The sequence below is a fragment of the Dechloromonas sp. CZR5 genome (genome assembly GCF_008711155.1).
In the GTDB taxonomy this organism is placed as follows: Bacteria; Pseudomonadota; Gammaproteobacteria; order Burkholderiales; family Rhodocyclaceae; genus Azonexus.
In genome coordinates this window covers 209,804-230,833 of record NZ_VUYQ01000004.1, presented here as the reverse complement: position 1 = coordinate 230,833, position 21,030 = coordinate 209,804, and the positions used below count along the sequence as shown (strand labels likewise).

Annotated in this window: 14 protein-coding genes; 11 read left to right on the top strand and 3 right to left on the bottom strand. The window is 60.9% G+C overall.

The features are described from left to right. Nucleotides 1-46: 46 nt before the first annotated feature. The gene (rraA, locus tag F1002_RS13155) at nt 47-538 is read left to right on the top strand and encodes a ribonuclease E activity regulator RraA (RefSeq protein ID WP_150429500.1); all 492 of its coding nucleotides are present in this window, start codon (nt 47-49) and stop codon (nt 536-538) included. A gap of 54 nt (nt 539-592) precedes the next feature. Here the strand turns inward: rraA and F1002_RS13150 are convergent, their stop codons facing one another. After that, on the bottom strand, nt 593-2,389 hold the full coding sequence (locus F1002_RS13150) for a methyl-accepting chemotaxis protein (protein WP_150429499.1): 1,797 nt from the start codon (nt 2,387-2,389) through the stop codon (nt 593-595). A 324-nt stretch (nt 2,390-2,713) separates the two neighbouring features. Between F1002_RS13150 and aceA the strand changes: the two genes are divergently transcribed. Further along, nucleotides 2,714-4,024 (top strand): isocitrate lyase, encoded by a 1,311-nt coding sequence (gene aceA, locus F1002_RS13145; RefSeq protein WP_150429498.1) that lies wholly within the window; start codon nt 2,714-2,716, stop codon nt 4,022-4,024. Between the two features lie 277 nt (nt 4,025-4,301). Continuing rightward, the gene (locus F1002_RS13140) at nt 4,302-7,859 is read left to right on the top strand and encodes an EAL domain-containing protein (protein WP_223879593.1); all 3,558 of its coding nucleotides are present in this window, start codon (nt 4,302-4,304) and stop codon (nt 7,857-7,859) included. Between the two features lie 69 nt (nt 7,860-7,928). Here the strand turns inward: F1002_RS13140 and F1002_RS13135 are convergent, their stop codons facing one another. After that, a complete protein-coding gene (locus F1002_RS13135) occupies nt 7,929-8,282 on the bottom strand; it encodes a YbaN family protein (protein WP_150429497.1) in 354 nt (117 codons plus the stop codon). Further along, nucleotides 8,282-9,184, bottom strand: coding sequence for a LysR family transcriptional regulator (locus F1002_RS13130; protein ID WP_150429496.1), 903 nt, complete (start codon nt 9,182-9,184; stop codon nt 8,282-8,284). Before F1002_RS13130 ends, F1002_RS13135 begins: the two co-directional genes overlap by 1 nt. Nucleotides 9,185-9,298: 114 nt before the next feature. Here F1002_RS13130 and aceB point away from each other — a divergent pair, with 114 nt between their 5' ends. The 8 genes from aceB (at nt 9,299) to F1002_RS13090 (ending at nt 20,954) form a co-directional block, all read left to right on the top strand. Further along, on the top strand, nt 9,299-10,897 hold the full coding sequence (gene aceB, locus F1002_RS13125) for a malate synthase A (protein ID WP_150429607.1): 1,599 nt from the start codon (nt 9,299-9,301) through the stop codon (nt 10,895-10,897). A 228-nt stretch (nt 10,898-11,125) separates the two neighbouring features. Next, nucleotides 11,126-12,988, top strand: a complete 1,863-nt coding sequence (locus F1002_RS13120) for a GGDEF domain-containing protein (protein ID WP_150429495.1) — start codon at nt 11,126-11,128, stop codon at nt 12,986-12,988. Nucleotides 12,989-13,119: 131 nt separating this feature from the next. After that, complete coding sequence (locus F1002_RS13115) at nt 13,120-14,058, top strand: nucleoside recognition domain-containing protein (protein ID WP_150429494.1); 939 nt, start codon at nt 13,120-13,122, stop codon at nt 14,056-14,058. 97 nt (nt 14,059-14,155) lie between these two features. Then, nucleotides 14,156-14,515: a CidA/LrgA family protein gene (locus F1002_RS13110; RefSeq protein ID WP_150429493.1), complete on the top strand. Its 360-nt coding sequence runs from the start codon at nt 14,156-14,158 to the stop codon at nt 14,513-14,515. After that, nucleotides 14,512-15,234, top strand: coding sequence for an LrgB family protein (locus F1002_RS13105; protein ID WP_150429492.1), 723 nt, complete (start codon nt 14,512-14,514; stop codon nt 15,232-15,234). Before F1002_RS13110 ends, F1002_RS13105 begins: the two co-directional genes overlap by 4 nt. A 115-nt stretch (nt 15,235-15,349) precedes the next feature. Further along, entirely contained in the window at nt 15,350-17,560 is a 2,211-nt protein-coding gene (locus F1002_RS13100; RefSeq protein ID WP_150429491.1) for an EAL domain-containing protein, read from the top strand. After that, nucleotides 17,557-18,660, top strand: coding sequence for an ABC transporter substrate-binding protein (locus F1002_RS13095; protein WP_150429490.1), 1,104 nt, complete (start codon nt 17,557-17,559; stop codon nt 18,658-18,660). Before F1002_RS13100 ends, F1002_RS13095 begins: the two co-directional genes overlap by 4 nt. Next, nucleotides 18,657-20,954 carry an ATP-binding protein gene (locus F1002_RS13090; RefSeq protein ID WP_150429489.1) on the top strand — a complete coding sequence of 766 codons (2,298 nt, stop codon included), beginning with the start codon at nt 18,657-18,659 and terminating at the stop codon, nt 20,952-20,954. Before F1002_RS13095 ends, F1002_RS13090 begins: the two co-directional genes overlap by 4 nt. Nucleotides 20,955-21,030: the final 76 nt, after the last annotated feature.

Sequence of the window (21,030 nt, the reverse complement as noted above, 5' to 3'; positions counted from 1 at the left end):
AAAGCCGTGCAACATTGCACGGCTTTTTTATTTTGAGGATTGCAGAATGAGCTTCAAGACCCCCGACCTGTGCGACGCTTTCGAAGCCGAACTGGGCAAGACCGTGCGCGTCGTCGCGCCCATGTTCCAGCGCTATGGCGGCAGAACCAGTTTTTCCGGCCAGATCGTCACCCTCAAGCTGTTCGAGGACAACTCGCTGGTACGCGAGGTATTCGGCGAAGACGGCAAGGACAAGGTTCTGGTCATCGACGGCGGCGGCTCGCTGCGCTGCGCACTGGTCGGCGACCAGCTGGCCATCCTCGCCCACAAGAATGGCTGGGAAGGGGTGGTCGTCTATGGCTGCATCCGCGACTCCGGCGACATCAACGGCGTCGACATCGGTGTCCGTGCCCTTAACACTCACCCGCAAAAGACCCTCAAGAAGGGAGTCGGAGACAAGAACGTCGCCGTCACCTTCGGCGGCGTCACCTTTAATCCTGGCGAGTGGCTCTACGCTGACGAGGACGGCGTCCTGGTCGCGACGCATCCCCTCGCCTGATTTCTTCGGGGACAGGGGAGGCCTGAAGCCACCCCTGCTCCGCAAAGGTGCCCGTCAGTCCTCGAGGAGCACGGCGCTGTCGCAACCGATGCGCAAACCGCCCCAGTGACGGCCATTGACCATGATCGGCAAATCGATTTCCGAGAGAATCTCGCCGGTATCCCGGACATAGGTCTGCAGCAGGAGCGGTTTCAGGTTCTTGGCTGCACGCTGGCCGGTCGGGTCTTCCCAAATACGCCGGGTTCGGTTGCCGACCAGATCTGCATCGTAGTCGCCCGTCAACGGCTTCGAGTATTTCAGGTGATGAACGGCGGCATAGCCCTTGGTATCGACGATCAGGGCAAAGATACCCCCCTTGAGCAAGGCCAGTGTCTCTTCACCAAGCGGCCTGACGTCGCGCTCGAAATCAGCGATATAACTGACCTCGTATTTCTGCGGTTTGGTGTTCAGCAGCGGACGGTAATTCTGGTCCCAGATGTTCACACCGCGTGCTTCCAACTGGGCCAACCTGGCCTCCATGGTCACCAAGGCCTTGCGCGCCTGCTCGACGTTGTAATCGAACACTCCGCGCCCGATCTTGAACCGGGAAACCAATTCCTGGACGCTTTCGGTCGCGGCACTCAGCTTGCCGGTCGAATGCTCCGAGGATTCCATGCTGGCCGCGACCTCGTTGGACAAGGTGTGCACCTGCACCACCGCCTCATGCACCTGGCCGTTGGTCGCTGACAACTCCTCCATCGCCGAGGCAATCTGATTGAGCTGATCGCCGGTCCGTTCGAAATCGCTGACCATGCGCTGAAATTCCCCCGACGATCGCTCGACGACCTGGCGCGCTTGCTGAATGTCGGTGTTGATCATCTCGTTTTCCCGCTGTGTTTCCTTGACCAGCGAAATCATTCCACCGATATTTTCATTGATTTCCTGCGTCGCCACATTGACCCGCTCGGCCAACTTGCGAACCTCATCAGCCACCACGGCGAATCCGCGGCCCATTTCGCCGGCGCGTGCCGCTTCAATCGCTGCGTTTAGTGCCAGCAGGTTGGTCTGGTCGGCAATATCCTTGATCAGCCCGGCGATCTGCCGAATGCTGTCGGAGCGCGTCGCCAACTGATCGACGGTGCCATTGAAGCTGTTCAGCTTATCGCTGACCGACTGCACCTTGACGACAATTTCATGCATTTCGCTCAGGGAATGCCGCGCCGAATCGAGGTTCGAATCGGTGGAATGAGAAATCGTTTCGGCGGAAGCCGATACCTCGTGAATCGCCTGTGTCGCCTCGTTGCTGGCGCCGAATACCGCATCGGCGATCTCACCCTGGCGACTTGCCCGACTCGCGGTCACCGCAACCGTTTTTCTCACCAGCACCGCTTCACGGGCGATATTGACGCTCATTTGCCGTACTTCACTAATGATCTGGCGCATCTTGTCGGCAAAGCGGTTGTAGGATTGGGCCAGCGTACGCAGTTCGTCGTGGCTGATCGTTGGCAGGTTGCGCGAGAAATCGCCCTCGCCGCGCGCGATCTCGTCGAAGATCGTCGAGATCAGGCGAACCGGGCGAAGTATCAGATAACGAATATAAACAATCTGCAATACGTTCCACAGTAGCGCGACGACCGTCAGCCCGACCATCAGCATCAATCCGTTGTCCAGGCTGGCCAAAACCCGCTGCAAGGCCTCGGGATTGGCTCCGGAAGCGTTCAACGCTTCAGTGACGACACCCTTCTGATGGAAGTAGATTCCCAAGTAGCCGACATCGATGAAAAAGAGCAAAAGGAAGCTCATCAACTTCTTGGTCAGCGAATTCCAGAAAGTTCGCTCGTTCCAGTCATATAGTTGTCTCAGAATTTCCATATTAGTGGTCGTAATTTATAAAATTCGACGGATTCAACACTCAATTTCAAGAACGGTCAAGACAAGTTGCCTGCGCGAAATCCGGGAAAACGCTGTATATCCCGACCCAAAAATGCTGCATCGCATTTCATCGAAGCAAACGGCGTTTCACAATGCAAAACAAAAACAGCAAGCCAATGATATAAAACAAAAAAATATTGTCTTATGTCTTATATAAGACTATTGCTGCTCTGCGGAAAAATATCTATACTTCTCCCATCGACGTTGAAACGGCAAACACCGGTACAACGCCGTCCCCCAAACCAAATCTCTTGAGGAATTCACATGAGCACTCGCGAACAGCAAATCGCCGCCCTCGAAAAAGACTGGGCAGAAAACCCCCGCTGGAAAGGCGTCAAGCGCGGCTACTCCGCTGCCGACGTCGTCCGTCTGCGCGGCTCCCTGCAACCGGAATACACCCTGGCCCAGCGCGGCGCCAAGGTTCTCTGGGACAAGGTCAACGGCGGTGCCAAGAAGGGCTACGTGAATGCTTTCGGCGCCATCACCGCCGGTCAAGCCATGCAACAGGCCAAGGCTGGCCTGGAAGCCGTGTATCTGTCCGGCTGGCAAGTTGCTGCCGACGGCAACACCTCCGAAACCATGTACCCGGACCAGTCGCTGTACGCCTACGACTCCGTGCCGACCATGGTTCGCCGCATCAACAACACCTTCAAGCGCGCTGACGAAATTCAGTGGTCGCGTGGCATCAACCCGGGCGACGAAGGCTTCATCGACTACTTCCTGCCGATCGTTGCTGACGCTGAAGCCGGTTTCGGTGGTGTGCTGAACGCTTTCGAACTGATGAAGAACATGATCGCCGCCGGTGCTGCCGGTGTTCACTTCGAAGACCAGCTGGCTGCCGCCAAGAAGTGCGGCCACATGGGTGGCAAGGTGCTCGTCCCGACCCGTGAAGCCTGCGAAAAGCTGATCTCCGCTCGTTTCGCCGCTGACGTCATGGGCGTTCCGACCCTGATCCTGGCCCGCACTGATGCCGAAGCTGCCAACCTGATCACTTCCGACTACGACGAGAACGACAAGCCGTTCCTGACCGGCGAACGCACCCAGGAAGGTTTCTTCCGCGTCAAGAACGGTCTGGAGCAGTCCATCTCCCGCGGCGTCGCTTACGCTCCGTACGCTGACCTGGTCTGGTGCGAAACCGGCGTGCCGGATATTGGCTTCGCCCGCGAATTCGCCCAAGCCGTTCTGGCAGCCTGCCCGGGCAAGCTGCTGTCCTACAACTGCTCGCCGTCCTTCAACTGGAAGAAGAACCTGAACGACTCGCAGATCGCCTCCTTCCAGGAAGAACTGTCGGCCCTCGGCTACAAGTACCAGTTCATCACCCTGGCTGGCATCCACGTCAACTGGTACAACACCTTCAAGTTCGCCAAGGCCTACGCTGGCGGCGAAGGCATGAAGCACTACGTTGAAATGGTTCAGGAACCGGAATTCGCCGCTCGCGAACAAGGCTACACCTTCGTCTCGCACCAGCAGGAAGTTGGTACCGGCTACTTCGACGACGTCACCACCGTCATCCAGGGCGGTTCCTCCTCCGTCAAGGCCCTTACCGGCTCGACCGAAGAAGAGCAGTTCCACTAATCGAATTTACGATTGAGGCATCCTCGCCGCCTATCCGGCGGCGTTCAGAGACCGACTCCCAAAAGGAGTCGGTCTTTTTTTTGCGCCTCTCGGCAAAAGTGGAGTGCTCGTAAGCGTCTCTAAGATCGCGCACCAAATATCAACATCGATAAAATCAATAAACTTGCCAATCAATTTTCATCAGGGTAGTCTTATCGTCAGATAACCGGCGCTGGCGCGCCGAGGCAAAACCATCGAAGGGGAGTCCGTGATCCGCTGGCGTGCTCGAACAGGAAGCTTGTCCCTGCAGAACCGTATCACGCTGATGACCCTGCTCGTCTTCCTTCTGGGCATCTGGTCAGTGACGCTCTATGCGACCCGCAGCCTGCGCGAAGATTTCATACAGGTCATCGGAAACCAGCAATATTCGACCGTTTCCACCCTGGCCACCCAACTCAACGACGAACTGGAGGAAGGGCTCTCACAACTGGGCCATATGGCCGGCGAAATCGACCCCGACCTGTTGCGATCACCGCAACGCCTGCAGGATTACCTTGTCAGCCATTCCGAGCATATTCGCCCCTTCAACGGCGGCCTGCGCGTTGCGGACCATAATGGCAAGACCCTGGCCAGCTTTCCTTATTCTGAAGACCGCATCGGCATTTCCTATGCCGACCGCGACTACATGATTACCGCGCTCACGGAAGGGCGGGCCAATATCGGCAAACCCACCATTGGCAAACTCCTTGGCACGCCGGTCATCGGGCTGGCCTACCCGATCAAATCGGAGAGCGGGCAGACGATTGGCGCCGTCGTCGGCGCGATCATCCTCGGCGACTCCAGCATTTTCCAGAAGATAGTCCGAACCCGTTACGGCCAAACCGGTGGCTATCTGATCATTGCGCCCAGGCACCACATCGTCGTCGCGAGTACCGACAACAGCCGGAACATGACGCCCACGCCACCGCCGGGAAGGAATGCGATGAACGATCGTTACGTCGCCGGCTACGAGGGCTATGGCATTGCCCTGAGTTCGCGAGGCATTGAGGAAATATCGGCCGCCAAGCGTATCCCGATTGCTGACTGGCTCCTGGTCAGCGTATTGCCGACCGCAGAAGCGTTTGCCCCGCTGAGCGCGCTGCAGCAGCGCGTGCTGATGTCCGCCCTGCTGCTCAGCATGCTGGCCGGGGCACTCGCCTGGTGGCTTGTCCGGCGCACGCTCCGCCAGCAGTTCGCGCCCATGCTGCTGGCGACCGAAGCGCTGACCGACATGAGCTCCCGCAACCGCATTGCCGATCAGCCGCTCGATGTGCAGCGGCAGGACGAAGTCGGCCATCTGATCGGCAGCTTCAACGTGCTGCTCGATTCGCTGCGCCAGCGCGAGCAGGCTTTGAAAGACAGTGAACAGCACTATAGAACCCTCGCCAACGGCGGATCGGCACTCATCTGGACATCGGACACCGACAAGCTGCGCAATTACGTCAACGAGCCCTGGCTCCGCTTTACCGGACGTACGCTGGCGCAGGAAACCGGAGAGGGCTGGACTGAGGGCGTTCACCCTGACGACCTGGCGCATTGCCTGGAGACCTATGTCAGCCATTTCGAGCGTCGCGAACCGTTCAGTCTGGAGTATCGATTGCGCCACGCGAGCGGCGAATATCGCTGGATACTTGACGACGCCACGCCGCGCTACGACAGCGACGGCAACTTCATTGGCTACATCGGCTTCTGTCACGATATTACCGAACGCCGACTGGCCACGGATGCCCTGCTCCGGGCGGCCAGCGTCTTTTCCCATGCACGCGAAGGGATCGTGGTCACCGGTACCGACGGAACGATCGTCGACACCAACGAGGCATTCACCCGGATCACCGGTTTCAGCCGCGAGGAAGCGATAGGCCATAATCCCAGCATCCTGCGCTCGGGAAATCATCTGCCGGAATTCTACGAATCGATGTGGAAACAGCTCCTCGAGCAGGGGCACTGGACCGGCGAGATATGGAACCGGCGGAAAAATGGCGAGGTTTATGCCGAACTGCTGACCATCAGCTCAGTCTGCGACTCCACTGGCAAACCGACGAATTACATCGGCCTTTTTTCCGATATCACGGCCCAGAAGGAGCATCAACGCGAACTGGAATCGATTGCCCACTACGATGCGCTCACCGGCCTGCCTAACCGCGTCCTGCTGGGTGACCGCCTACGCCAGGCCATGCTGCAGTCGGAGCGTCGCAGCCTCCTGCTCGGAGTAGCCTATATCGACCTCGATGGCTTCAAATCGATCAATGATGGCTTCGGGCATCAGACCGGCGATCAATTCCTGATTGCCGTCGCCCAGGGGATGAAAGATACCCTGCGTGAAGGCGACACGATCGCCCGCCTGGGCGGTGACGAATTTGTCGTCATCCTCCTCGACCTGCCGTCGCACCAGATCGCCATACCGCTCCTTGAGCGCCTGCTTGCTGCGGCTGCCCGGCCCATCCAGCTGCATGGAACGGGACACCGGGTATCGGCCAGCATCGGCGTCACCTTCTACCCTCAGTCAGAGCCGGCCGACGCCGACCAGCTATTGCGCCAGGCCGATCAGGCCATGTACCAGGCCAAACTGGCTGGCAAGAATCGTTACCACTTCTTCGACATCGAGCAAGATCGCTGCACCCGTGGGCGACATGAGAGCATCGAACGCATTCGCGAGGCCATCGCGAACGATGAGTTCATGCTGCTCTACCAACCCAAGGTCAACATGCGCAACGGTAGCCTGGTCGGAACCGAAGCCCTGCTACGCTGGCGCCATCCGGAACGAGGAACGCTGCTGCCTGCCGAGTTCCTGCCGGCCATCGAAGAGCATGCCCTGGGGAAAGCACTGGGGGAATGGGTCATTGCTCAGGCACTGATTCAAATCAGTCGCTGGCAAAAACTCGGCCACGCGATCCCGGTCAGCATCAACGTCGGCGCCTCCCAGCTGCAGCAACATGATTTCGTGGAGCGCCTGGATACCGCCATCGCTTTGCATCCCGATGTGTCGCCCTCGCTGCTGCAACTCGAGATACTGGAAACCAGCGCGCTGGAAGAATTGGCCCACGTATCGAAGGTCATTGCCGATTGCCGGCAACTCGGCATTCATTTCGCGCTGGACGACTTCGGTACCGGCTATTCCTCGCTCACCTACCTCAAACGCCTGCCGGCCCAAGCCCTCAAGATCGATCAGAGCTTCGTCCGCGACATGCTGGACAATGCCGATGACCTGGCCATCCTCGAAGGCATCATCGGCTTTGCCCATGCCTTCTCGCGCGAACTCATCGCCGAAGGCGTCGAAACCGAGGCACATGGCGAACTGCTGCTACAGCTGGGTTGCGAACTGGGGCAGGGTTTCGGCATTGCCAGGCCCATGCCCGGCGACGATATTCCCGCCTGGGTGAAGCGGTGGACACCGCCCGCTGTCTGGTCGACCGCCCGGCGTATCGGGCGTGACGAACTGCCGACGCTCTACGCGATGGTCGAACACCGCGCCTGGATGCGCCAGGTTACCACCTACCTCGCCGGCCAACGCGACACGCCCCCCGAACTTGACCCGGGACTTTGTCGTTTCGGCAGCTGGCTGGGCAGCAAACTGGTCAAGGCAACACCCGACGAAGTGGCCGAAATCGCGGCAGCGAGCAAGCTGCACGAACAAGCCCACCGCATGGCACAGGAACTGATTTCCGATTGCCGCCATGGCAAGCGCACGAACGTCGGCAGTCGCCTCGCCGAGCTCGACCGCTTGCGGGATGAACTCACCCGTAGCCTATTCAGTTTCTGCAACGAAGCCGGGGACAGTCGGCCAGCTCCGGACCGGAACATGTCGCACCAGTCCTGAGGTCCTCCCGGGCATGCCGGTGCGCCCCGGCGAAGCGGGCCAAAACAGTTCTCGACCAACCGTCCCCGACTAAACGGAAGGCCGGGTCAACATCCAGCCAAGCACCACCAGTGCGATACACGACGGCAGATACCGCCACGGCTCGGGCAAGCCGTACCAACCGCCCAGCGCGCTGATGCCCATCATGATTGCCGCCGCCCATTTGGCAGAAACCGGAATCGCCCGATGATCGCGCCAGGCGCGGATGGCCGGACCGGCCTTGGGATGCGCCAGCAGCTTTTCCTCCCACTCCGGATGGGAGCGAGCAAAGAACCAAGCCGCCAGTATCAGGAACGGCGTCGTCGGCAACAGCGGCAGGAAAGCCCCGATCACGCCGAGAACGACGGAAAGTGCCCCCAGCGCGCGATAGACCGGCGCCTTCATCAGCGCAGCTCCCAGTAGCTGGGCCGGCTGTAGTTATCCTTCAGCAGGTCGATGAACAGCCTGACCCGCAGTGGCAGATGGCGGCGCTGCGGAAAGACGGCGTAAATGCCCATCGGAGGCGCCTGCCAGGCGTCGAGCACCGAGGTCAGGCGACCTTCCTTGAGGTCTCGCCCGACTTCCCACAACGAGCGCCAGGCGAGGCCACGCCCAGCCAGCGCCCATTCATGCAGCACGGCGCCATCGTTGCATTCGAACGTGCCGCTGACCTTGATCGTTTCCGTTTCCCCGCTGTCGGGATGGCGAAAGATCCAGCCCCGCTGCTGGCCAAGCGACAAACAGTTGTGTCCGGCCAGATCTGCCGGCGAGCGCGGCACACCATGCTCGACCAGGTAAGCCGGACTGGCCACCACCATGCGCCGCATCTCGCCGAGCCGCACACTGATCAGGCTGGAATCGGTCATTTCGCCGATACGCACGGCGCAATCGATGTTCTCGTTGATCAGGTCGACCAGGCGATCGCTCAGGTTCAGATTGACCCGCACCTCCGGGTTGGCCTGCATGAAATCCCCCACCAGCGGCGCCACATGCTGACGGCCGAATCCGGCCGGGGCGGATACCTTCAGATAGCCGCTGGCTTTCAGGCCGCCCAGAGAAACCGCCGCTTCGGCATTGGCCAGGTCGTTGAGCAGTTTCTGGCAGTCTTCGAGAAAGGCTTGCCCCTCGAAGGTCAAGGTCAGCTTGCGCGTCGTGCGCACCAACAGGCGTACCCCCAGTCGGGACTCAAGGGCATCGATGCGGCGACCGATGATCGCCGGGGTAACCCCCTCGACCCGCGCCGCCGCCGACAAACTGCCCCGGGTTGCGACGCTGGCAAAGGCTTCAATCTGCTTTAGACGATCCATTTAATACTTTAAGTAAAAGATGAAGTGATTTTAGCCATCTTTCAAGTCTTATAGAAGACCCATAAAATGCCTTCCATCGCAGTATCCGAAACCACCATTTTTCAGGAGTTCCGCATGGCCCTCAACCTGCCCGCCGGTATGCAAATTACCGCCCCCGTGAAGCCCGAATGGGAATCCATCCTCACCACCGAGGCACTGGAATTTGTCGCCAAGCTGCACCGCGCCTTCGAAGGCCGCCGCCAGGAACTGCTCAAGGCCCGCATCGAGCGCCAGGCCCGCATCGATGCCGGCGAAATGCCGGATTTCCTGCCGGAAACCGCCCACATCCGTAGCGGCGACTGGAAGGTCGCCCCGGTGCCGGCCGCCCTGCAGTGCCGCCGCGTCGAAATCACCGGCCCGGTCGAAGCCAAGATGATCATCAACGCCTTCAACTCGGGCGCTGACTCCTACATGACCGACTTCGAAGATTCCAACAGCCCGAACTGGGACAACCAGATCCAGGGCCAGGTTAACCTGTACAAGGCCATCCGCCGCGAACTGTCGTTCAAGAACGAAGCCGGCAAGGAATACAAGCTGAACGACAAGATCGCCACGCTGCAGATCCGTCCGCGCGGCTGGCATCTCGACGAGAAGCACGTCCTCGTTGACGGCCAGCGCGTTTCCGGCGGCCTGTTCGACTTCGGCCTGGTCTTCTTCCACAACGCCAAGGAACAGATCGCCCGCGGCGCCGGCCCGTTCTACTACCTGCCGAAAATGGAAAGCCACCTCGAAGCCCGTCTGTGGAACGACGCCTTCGTGATGGCCCAGGACCACGTCGGCCTGCCGCAAGGCACTATCAAGGCCACCGTGCTGGTCGAAACCATTCTCGCCACCTTCGAGATGGAAGAAATCCTCTACGAACTGCGCAACCACTCCGCCGGCCTGAACGCCGGCCGCTGGGACTACATCTTCTCCTGCATCAAGAAGTTCAAGAAGAACAAGGACTTCTGCCTGGCTCAGCGTAGCGCCATCACGATGGAAGTGCCCTTCATGCGCGGCTACGCCCTGGCTCTCGTCCAGGCCTGCCACAAGCGCGGCGCTCCGGCCATGGGCGGCATGTCGGCCCTGATTCCGATCAAGAACGACCCGGTCGCCAACGAAAAGGCGCTGGCCGGCATCCGCCACGACAAGACCCGTGACGCCAACGACGGCTTCGACGGCGGCTGGGTGGCCCACCCGGGCTTGGTGCCCATCGCCATGGAAGAGTTCGTCAAGGTGCTGGGCGACAAGCCGAACCAGTTCGAGAAGCAAGTCTCCGGCAACTTCGGCCCGGCCCAGTGGCTCGACTTCCAGCCGACCACGCCGATCACCGAAGCCGGCCTGCGCAACAACATCAACGTCGGCATCCACTACCTCGGCTCCTGGCTGGCCGGCAACGGCTGCGTGCCCATCCACAACCTGATGGAAGACGCCGCCACCGCCGAAATCTCCCGCTCGCAGGTATGGCAGTGGGTGGTTTCGCCGAAGGGCGTGCTCGATGACGGCCGCAAGGTCACCGTCGAGATGGTCCGCCCGATGATTGCCGAGGAACTGGCCAAGGTGAAAGCCTCGGTCACTGCCCAGGGCGAAGACACCGCCAGCTACGACAAGGCCGCCGTGATTTTCGACGAGATGTCGCTGACCCCGGAATACCCGGAGTTCCTGACGCTGCCGCTGTACGAGGCGATGGCCTAAACCAGAACAACCAATCCAAGCGTAAGCAGAGGACGAGCGCCGGGGAAACCCGGCGCTTTTTTATTGTCCGCTTGTCTGCCCGCTACCCGGACAAGCGCCTCCTCCGAAAAAGTTGACGCCGATCAAATCTCATTGAAATTAATTGACTCTTTCGTGTGGTACGCACGCCCCGGTTCTCAGTGTGACGCCATAATTGGCGCCTTTCGGTGGAGTCCATTCACGACTGTCATGAAGTTGAATACAAAGGTCACCCTGTTTTTCATCAGCATTGCAGCCGCCTTGCTCGCGGTGCTGATCGCCATCAGCCTGTATGCCTTCCGCAGCTTTTCGATAGCCTCGGCAACCGAGCATATCCGGACGGCCGGCGAAATCGTCCGGGTCCACCTGACCGAGTCGATGATCAATGGGGTGATCGACAAGCGTGAACGCTTCCTTCAGCGGCTGGTGGAGGTTCAGGGATTGAAATCGGCACGTGTCATTCGTGCCCCGGATGTCGAGAAGCAGTTTGGCAAGGGCCTGCGCCTCGAGTCCGAGGTCGATGACATCGAGCGCCGCGTCCTGCACGACGGCAAGCCTCACTTCGAACTGACGGTCATCGACAACGAGACCATATTCCGGGGCACCATTCCCTACATCGCCACCGCCAGCGGGAACCCAAACTGCCTGCAATGCCATCAGGTAGCCGAAGGCACGGTTCTTGGGGCCGTCAGCATGAGCATGTCGCTCAATACCCTGAAAGAAAAGGCCCTGATGACCGTCGCCGGCATTGCCGGGGTCGTGACGCTGTTTGCGCTGCTTCTGGTCCTGCTGTTGCGCCGCCTGCTCCGCCCGATATCGGAAACCGCCAATGCCGTCGAGGAGACTGTCCAACGCGCCCTGCGAGGCGACTTCAAGGGACAGGTCGAACAGCATACCAACGATGAGATCGGGCAGATCGCGGTGGACATGAACCGCCTGCTGACCTTTCTCGACGATGGCCTGAACCGTATCGGCGGCAATGTCGCCCGCCTCACCGAACGCACGCCGGCGCCCGGGGAGAACCTGCTGACGGCCACCATCGACATGGTCGACGGCTTGACCAGCGCCGCGCACTTCAAGCAGGCCATCGAAGAGGACGAGACCAAAACAGAGATCTACCAGCGGCTTTCACGGACATTGCAGAACGAATTCGGCATTCCCGAGTTCTCGATCTACGAAATCAGCAGCAACAAGAAACAAATGAAGGGCGTCATGGTCGATGGCGAGATGGCCGATACCTGCCGCTGGTGCGACCCGCAGATACTGGTCCGCCCCGAAGCCTGCCGTGTTCGCCGGACGGGGCACATCATCGACGGTATCGACAACCCGGAGATCTGCTACGCCTTCCGCCCTCCCGCCGAGCTTGGCGAGCGGCAGCATGTCTGCTTCCCGATCATCCAGTCCGGTGCCGTCGGTAGCGTTGTCCAGTTGCTGGCCACGCCGAGCGATCGCGAACGGCTCAGTTCGCAGATTCCGTTCATCAATGTGTATCTGCGTGAGACCGCCCCGGTTCTGGAAACCAAGCGCCTGATGGAAAGCCTGCGCAACTCGACCCTGACCGATCCGATGACCGGACTCAACAACCGGCGCTTCCTTGAGGAGTACATCGAAACCCTGGTCGCCAGCGTGCACCGGAAGCGCTCGCATGCGGCGATCCTGATGCTCGATCTCGACTACTTCAAGATGGTCAACGACACCTATGGCCACGATGCCGGCGACGCCGTTCTCAAGTCGCTGTCCACGCTGCTGAAGCAGTCGGTGCGTGCCTCGGACCTCGTCATTCGCTATGGCGGCGAAGAGTTCCTGATCATCCTCATCGACACGGTCGGCGATGCGGCCGTCAAGGTTGCGGACAACATCCGCTGCGCCGTCGAGAACCTGAAGGTCCAGGTCAGCGGCATCGTGCTGCAGAAAACCATCTCGATCGGCATTGCCGACTTCCCGACCGACAGCGAGACCTTCTGGCAAGCCGTCAAGTTCGCCGATGTGGCCCTCTACCAAGCCAAGGAGCGGGGTCGCAACCGGGTCATCCGCTTTGCCCCGGAGATGTGGTCGGACTCGAAGACGTACTGAACGCCGCCCGGCGGAATTGAAGCGCGCCCCCCGTCGGGAAACGGGGGAAATCCACTATTGCTGCGCTTCTCGGGGATGTCCAAGCTGTCGTAACATCGCAGCCTCCTCACCGGAACAACATCGCCGAAGTCATGGATATCCTGATCGACATCATCCTCAAGGCCGGCCGCTCGGCGGTCGAACTGTCCTTGTTCGTCCTGCTGCCCGTCATGGTGGTCATGCTCGCGCTGATGCGATTGCTCGAAGCGCGTGGCGCCCTCGACTGGGTGGTTGCCCGGCTGGGGCCGCTGCTGCGCCCGTTCGGGCTGACCGGCCTGGGCGTCTTCGCCGCCCTGCAGATCAACTTCGTCAGTTTTGCGGCCCCGATGGCGACGCTGACCATGATGGAGCAGCGCGGTACCTCGGATCGCCACCTGGCCGCCACCCTGGCGATGGTATTCGCCATGGCCCAGGCCAACGCAGCGTTTCCGATGTTGACCATGGGTCTCCGGTTCGGGCCGCTGCTGGCCTATTCCCTGATCGGCGGACTCTGCGCGGCAGCGGCCACCTACTATATCTTCGGCCGAAACCTCTCGGCCAGTGAGGCCGTTGTCGACGAAACCCTCCACCACCCGGTTGCCGAAACCGCCAAGGGCATACTCGATGTCATCAACCGCGCGGGTGCCGAGGCCTTCAAGATCGCCGTCGGCGCGATTCCCATGCTGGTGCTGTCGCTGGTGGCCGTGACCGCCCTGAAACGCTTCGGCGCCATCGATGCGCTGACGGCCTGGATTGCCCCCGGCCTGCAGTTGGTCGGCATCGATCCCATCCTGATCCTGCCCTCCCTGACCAAGTATCTGGCAGGCGGCACGGCGATGATGGGGGTCATGGACGAGATGCGGCGTGCCGGACAAGTAAGCCTCGAACTGCTCAATGCGAGCGCAGGTTTCCTGATCTCGCCATTCGATCTGCCCGGCGTTGCCGTCCTCATTTCTGCTGGCCGGCGCGTGGCCGCCGTCTGGAAGCCTGCCGCGGCGGGGGCCTGCCTGGGTATCGCCGTACGCACCCTGGGGCATGCCTTCGCTGCTTGATTAATTACTTTTTGTAAAAGACAAACAGACTTTTAGGCCTCTATTGGCTACACAATCCATGCAATAAACTTGAAGCATCGTTTCTGGAGACCACACGATGCTTTCCGCACTGACACAACTGCTCATTTTCCAACTGGCCGGCGAGTTTGTCGCCCGCAGCCTCACCCTGCCGATCCCCGGACCGGTACTCGGCATGCTGTTCCTGTTCTTCGCCTTGCTCTTGCGCCAAGGCCCCAGTGCGGAGCTGCAAACCAGCAGCCAGAGCCTGCTGCAACATCTCTCCCTGCTTTTCGTTCCGGCCGGCACCGGGATCATGCTTCATCTGCACCGGGTTGCCGCCGAATGGTTGCCGCTCCTGCTCTCCCTGCTCATCAGCACGACCGTGACGCTGATCATCACGGCCCTGGTGATGAAACTATGCCAGCGTAATGCCGGTGCGACAGGAGACACCGCATGACGCAGGATATCGGGCAAATCTGGGTTTATCTCGCGGCCTCGCCGCTGATGGGCCTGACCATCACCCTCCTCGCCTACCAGGGCGCCTTCCGGATCTATCAGCGTTCCGGCTGCAATCCATTGGCGAATCCGGTGCTGATCGCCGTCACCGCCCTCGTGGTCTTCCTCAGCATCACGGGAACCGCTTACGAGACCTACTTTGCCGGAGCCCAGTTCGTCCATTTCCTACTCGGTCCGGCGACCGTTGCCCTGGCCGTCCCGCTCTACATGCAAATGAAACGGGTGCGCGCCATGTTGTGGCCGGTGCTGGCCGGCCTCCTCGCCGGCAGCCTGACCGCCATCGGGTCGGCCGTGCTGGTCGGTCGCCTGTTTGGCGCCAGTGAAACCACCCAGCTGTCCCTGGCCCCGAAATCGGTGACCACCCCCATCGCCATGGGCATTGCCGAGAGAATCGGCGGCATTCCGTCGCTGACGGCGGTGTTGGTCATCGTCACCGGCATCCTCGGCGCCCTGGGCGCTCGCTGGGTGTTCGACGCCATGCGATTACGCGATCCGGCCATCCGGGGCTTTGCCATCGGCGTCGCATCGCACGGGATCGGCACGGCACGGGCGTTCCAGGTCAATGAGCAAAGCGGGGCCTTCGCCGCTCTGGCCATGGGCCTGAACGGTGCACTCACCGCCTTGCTCGTTCCTGCTCTGGCGCGCTGGATGCCGCTCTGACGCGGGAAAAACGGAATCGCCGTGGAACGCGGCCCAGCTTGCCATATCGCTTGCCATTCACAGATAATTAGGAGAAACTGACAAAAGCAACAAATCACCGTAACTGGAGGCGCATATGGATGAAGGTTCGGACGACGATCTGGTCTTTATCGAAGAGGAACGGCAGCCACAGGGATCTTCGGTTCAGGATCCGACCTGGCGCATCCTGATTGCCGATGACGATCACGATGTGCACGAAGCGACGGAATTCGCGCTGTCCGGCATCGAAATTCTCGGCCGGAAACTGGAGTTGATCCACGCTTTTTCCGGCAAGGAAGCGATTGCGCTGCTGGAGCGCGAGCAGGACATCGCCGTGATCCTGCTCGACGTGGTGATGGAAAGCGACGATGCCGGGCTTAAAGCCGTCGAAGCGATACGCCAGGAGCTGATGCTGCTCAACATCCGCATCATCCTGCGCACCGGCCAACCGGGGCAGGCCCCGGAAGCGGATACCATCGCCCGCTACGACATCAACGACTACAAGACCAAAAGCGAACTCACCCACGCCCGGCTATTCACCACGCTCACCTCGGCCATTCGCTCCTACAGCCAACTGAAGTGCCTCGACACAAGCCGCATCGGCCTGGAAAAGATCGTGTCGGCAAGCAACCAGTTCATCGCCGAGAAGGGACTGAACGCATTTGCCGACGGCGTCATCACGCAACTGGCCAGCCTGATCGGCATTGCCCCCGAAGGTCTGGTCTGCGCCACCGATGATGCCGGCAACCCCGAGCAATACCGGGTCATCGCGGCAGCCGGCCGCTATCGGCATCTCATTCAGCACCGACTGGAAGAAATCGATAACGTGCATATCGCCCGTTCGCTGAGCCAGGTTCTGCACAATCACTGCAGTATCGTCGGCACTCGGGATATCACCCTCTTCTTCCGCAAGAATAGCGAAGAGGGCTTCGCGGCATATATCGAATCGGTGGCCCCCATTCGGGACGTAGACCAGCACCTGCTCGAAATCTTCTGCACCAATATTGCGCTTTGCGCCAAAAACATCGATCTGGTCACCGAGCTGCGTCTGGACGCACTGGTCGACCGCCAGGTCAACCTGCCCAATCGCAACGCGCTGGTTGCCGAACTCGATCGCCGGGGAAAGCAGGGTACGCCATCCGACGTGATCACCCTGATCGATGTCGACCAGTTTGCGGCAACCAACGACATGCTTGGGCATGCTTACGGCGATGCGCTGCTCCTCGCGATCGCGCAACGCCTGCGCGCCCTTTTCGACAGCCGCGTATTCGTCGCGCGTCTCGCCGGCGACGCCTTTGCCCTGACCGGCCCGGCCCAGCTTCTGGAACCGGACGGCATCCACCGCCTGTTTGCCCATCCTTTCCTGATCGACGACATCGACCATTCGGTCTCCGTATGCCTCGGCATCGCATCCTGCGCGGGCTGCACCGATAGCCAGGATGCCCTGAACAATGCCTACATCGCATTGCGGCGAGCCAAGGCGCTCGGGATCGGGCAATCGATCACGTTCTCGCCCGAAATCGGAGAAGCTGCCCGCCAGCGGACCTCGCTGCTCAGGGATTTGCGCCAGGCATTCGAGCTGCGCGAGCTGTCCATCGCCTATCAGCCGCAGATCGACCTGCAGTCCGGCCGCGTCATCGGCGCCGAGGCATTGATGCGCTGGCGGCGCCGCAACGGTGAATTCGTGCCGCCGGAACAGTTCATCCCGATTGCCGAACAGTCCGGCCTGATCGTCAGCATCGGTCGCTGGATGCTGCCGGAAGCCCTGCGTGCGTTGAAACGCTTCCATCAGGCCGGCCTCGGCGAGCTGCACATGGCCATCAATGTCTCCAACATTCAACTGAGACAGCCGAGCTTCCTCGATTTCATCAATGCCAGCCTCGCCGAAACCGGCGTATCTCCCGAGCATCTCGAACTGGAGATTACCGAATCGATTGCGCTGGAAAGCCTGGAAACGATGATTTCCCTGCTCAACCAGCTTCGCAGTCGCGGCATCACCATCGCCATCGACGATTTCGGGACCGGCTATTCGTCGCTCAATTATCTCGAGCAACTCCCCATCGACCACTTGAAAATCGACCGCTCCTTCGTCACCACGCTTGCCTCGAGCGAACGGGGCAGCCGTATCGTCCGGACCATTGCCCTGCTCGGCAACGAACTCGACCTCAGGACCGTTGCCGAAGGGGTCGAGAATCAGGCCACCGGGGATCGCCTGCGTGCCTTCGGCTGCCATGCGGCCCAGGGCTATCACTACGCCCACCCCATGGATGAAGCCGCCTTTCTGCTCTGGCTCAAGGAACACGCGTGACCCGCTGCGCCCGGCTTGCCGCTGCCCTGGCAGCCTGCACCCTGCTGGCGGGATGCATGGAGAAGGAACCGGTCCGCGTCGGCTTCATCGGCGACCTGACCGGCGTCTCGGCCGATCTGGGCGAAGCCGGTCGCAACGGCGTGATACTGGCGATCGAGCAATACAATCAGGCAGGCGGCGTGAATGGCCGACATATCGATCTGCTGGCCCGCGACACAGCCAGCAAAACCGAAACCGCCGTCGAGTCGGCCCGCGAATTGCACGACGCCAATGTCGTCGCCGTCATCGGCCCGATGACCAGCAACATGGCCGAGGTTCTGTTGCCGTTTCACGATGCCGCGCAGCTGGTCCTGCTTTCACCCACCGTCTCGACGGCCAAGTTCGTCGGTCGGGACGACTATCTTTTCCGCGTCAACTGGACCACGCGCGACGACGGGCAGCAGGCCGCCAAGGCCTGCCTGCAGCGCGGCATACGCCGCCTCGCCGCGGCCATCAACCTGGACAATCGCACCTATGCGGACAGCTGGCTTCACGAATTCAGCCTGACCTTCGAAGAGGGCGGCGGAAAGATCATCGCGACCCAGCCCTTCCATTCCGCCGATGAAAGCATCCGATCCGTCGTGGACAACCTCCTGGAGTCGCGTCCGGACGGACTGGCCTTCATTGCCGGCGCCGCCGACACGGCGCGTCTGGCCCAAATGACCCGCAAGCTGAACCGGGACATCCCGCTGATTGCCACCGAATGGGCCGGAACAGAGCAACTAATCGAACTGGGCGGCGCCTCGGTGGAAGGCATGACGATACTCCTGCCGTTCAATGCCGATGACAATTCGCCGCATTACTACGATTTCCAGCAACGCTACATCCGGCGCTTCGGCCGTCAGCCCGGCGCCAGCAGCGCGCTGGCCTACGATGCCGCCACGGTCCTGCTCGATGCGCTGGGACGACGCCCGAACGGCATGCCGCTCAAGGACGCACTGACCGAGCTTGGCCCGTTCCACGGGTTGCAGGAAACCATCCAGTTCGACCGCTATGGCGACACGCAACGCACCGCCACCATGGCGATCGTCCGTAACGGCCGCTTTACGCGCAATCCATGATCCTCAGATCCCGCTGGCATCTCCGGAGTTCACTGACCCTGCTGCTGATCGCAGCTTCGGCCATCGCCCTGCTGATCGCCTTCGTACTGTTGCTTGCCTATTACCAGCCGCGTCTTGCCGCGCAAACCCGGGTCGAACTCGCCGCCCGCAGCGACACGCTGGCCCGCCGCACCGAACGCGTCCTGTCCATCCTGCAGGGACAACTCGAACTGATCGCCGCGAACATCAAGGATGGGGATGACGACACATCGCGCGAACAAATGGATTATCTGATCAATCAGGGTGCATTCTCGGCGGTCTATCACATCGACAGCAATGGACTCATCGCCTATGCATCGGTACACCGGGATAACCGGAAGCAGGCCGCCGAACTGATCGGCTCCGACCTGAGCAACGACCGGCTTCGCCAGGTCGTCATGCAGCGCCTGTACACCGTCTGGAGCGACAAGCACCTCTCGCCGGCCTCCCATCGCCTGGCCGTTGCCATCGGCGTATGGACCGGCAAGGAGGTCATCATCGGCGAAATCCCCCTAGCCTACATTCTCGACACGGTCACCGATTCGAGCACCCAGGCCGACTGGTCAATCTGGGTTACCGACGGCTATGGCGACATCCTGGCCGACTCCGAGCATAGCGAGCGCGTCGGCGTGGTCAACGTGGCCAACCTGCCGGTATTTTCCCAGGCGCAAACGAAATTCCAGGCCGTCGACCAAGGCCGTTTCGAAGGCCGGAGCTACGACATGGCCGTGTCCCGATCGGCGCTGATGAACTGGTATTTCATCGTGCGCACGCCGGCTGGCCTGGCCTCCCCGCAATTGCGCACAGCGCTCAACCTGGGCGTCACCGCGATGATTTCCCTGATGCTGCTCAGCCTGCTGTTCGCGCCGGTCTGGGCGGCCCGCACCGCCCGCCCCATCGACGCCATTGCCGAACGCGCCAGGCAACTGGTTGAAGGAAAAACCGGTGGCGACTGGCCCCGCAGTTCGGTCATCGAACTGAACCAGCTGTCCACCGACATCGAGCGCATGTCAAATGCGATTCGAGAACGCGAGCGGGAACTGGAAACCATCGTCGAATCGTCGCCCGTCGGCATGCTGCTGACCGAGCCGAGCCCCAGCTTCGTTTTCGCCCGGGCCAACGAAGCCATCCTGCGACTGTTCGGTTATCAACGCGACCAGATAGTCGGCAAGACCGGGCTGGAGCTGGGGCTCTGGAAGCACCGTACCGACCGCGAAGCGATGCTCTCCCTGCTGGACAAACAGGATATCGGCCAGATCGAAAGCTGGATGTGCCGCCAGGACGGCAGCGAATTTCTCGCACTCCTTCAGGCGCGCGCGGTCGAGATCGGCGGCGCCAAGCGGACGATCTGGGTGGTCGAAGACATTACCGAGTTTCGCCGTATCGAAGGCGAGGTACGCGAACTCAATGCCGAGCTGGAGGTCCGCGTCCAGAAACGAACCGAACAACTGCGCAAGGCCAATACCGAGCTATCGACCACCGTCGAACATCTGAAACTTGCCCAAAACGAACTGGTTCGCTCGGAAAAGCTGGCCTCCCTGGGCTCCCTTGTAGCAGGCGTAGCACATGAACTGAACACCCCTATCGGCAATGGCGTAATGGCCGTAAGCACCATGCGGGACTCGCTCAAGCGCTTCCGCGCAGACAGTGCGAACGGCATGAAGCGCTCCGTGCTCGACAGTTTCGTCGAAGCAATCGACACCGGATCGACGATTGCCGAGCGCAACCTGGAACGCGCGGCCGAACTGGTGACCAGCTTCAAGCAGGTTGCCGCGGACCAGACCAGCTCCCAGCGCCGCAGCTTCAAGCTTGACGAAGCCGTCCGGGAAATCGCCCTGACCCTGGGCCCGACGCTCAAGCACAGCGTTGCCAAGCTCAGCCTGGACATTCCACCGGCCATCACGATGGATAGCTACCCCGGGCCCCTGGGCCAGATCATCACCAACCTGATCACCAATGCCACGGTCCATGCTTTCAGCGACCGGGATCGCGGCACGATCACGGTGCATGCCGAAGCCGAGTCGGATCGCCTGAAGCTGCGCATCGGCGACGACGGCATCGGCATCGCCCCCGACATGCTGTCGCGAATATTCGATCCCTTCGTCACCACCCGGATGGGACGCGGCGGCACGGGGCTCGGTCTGCACATCGCCCACAACATTGCCTCCAACATACTCGGCGGAAGCATCTCGGTGAGCAGTACCACCGGCCAGGGCACGACATTCGAACTGAATATCCCGCTGACGGCACCGGCCCCGGATAGCACGTCAGCCTGAGAGCCGCCGGTATCCTCCGGTCATTCGGCTTAGGGTAAGTACCAATGGCCGTAAAACCCGGACAGACGAAGAATTC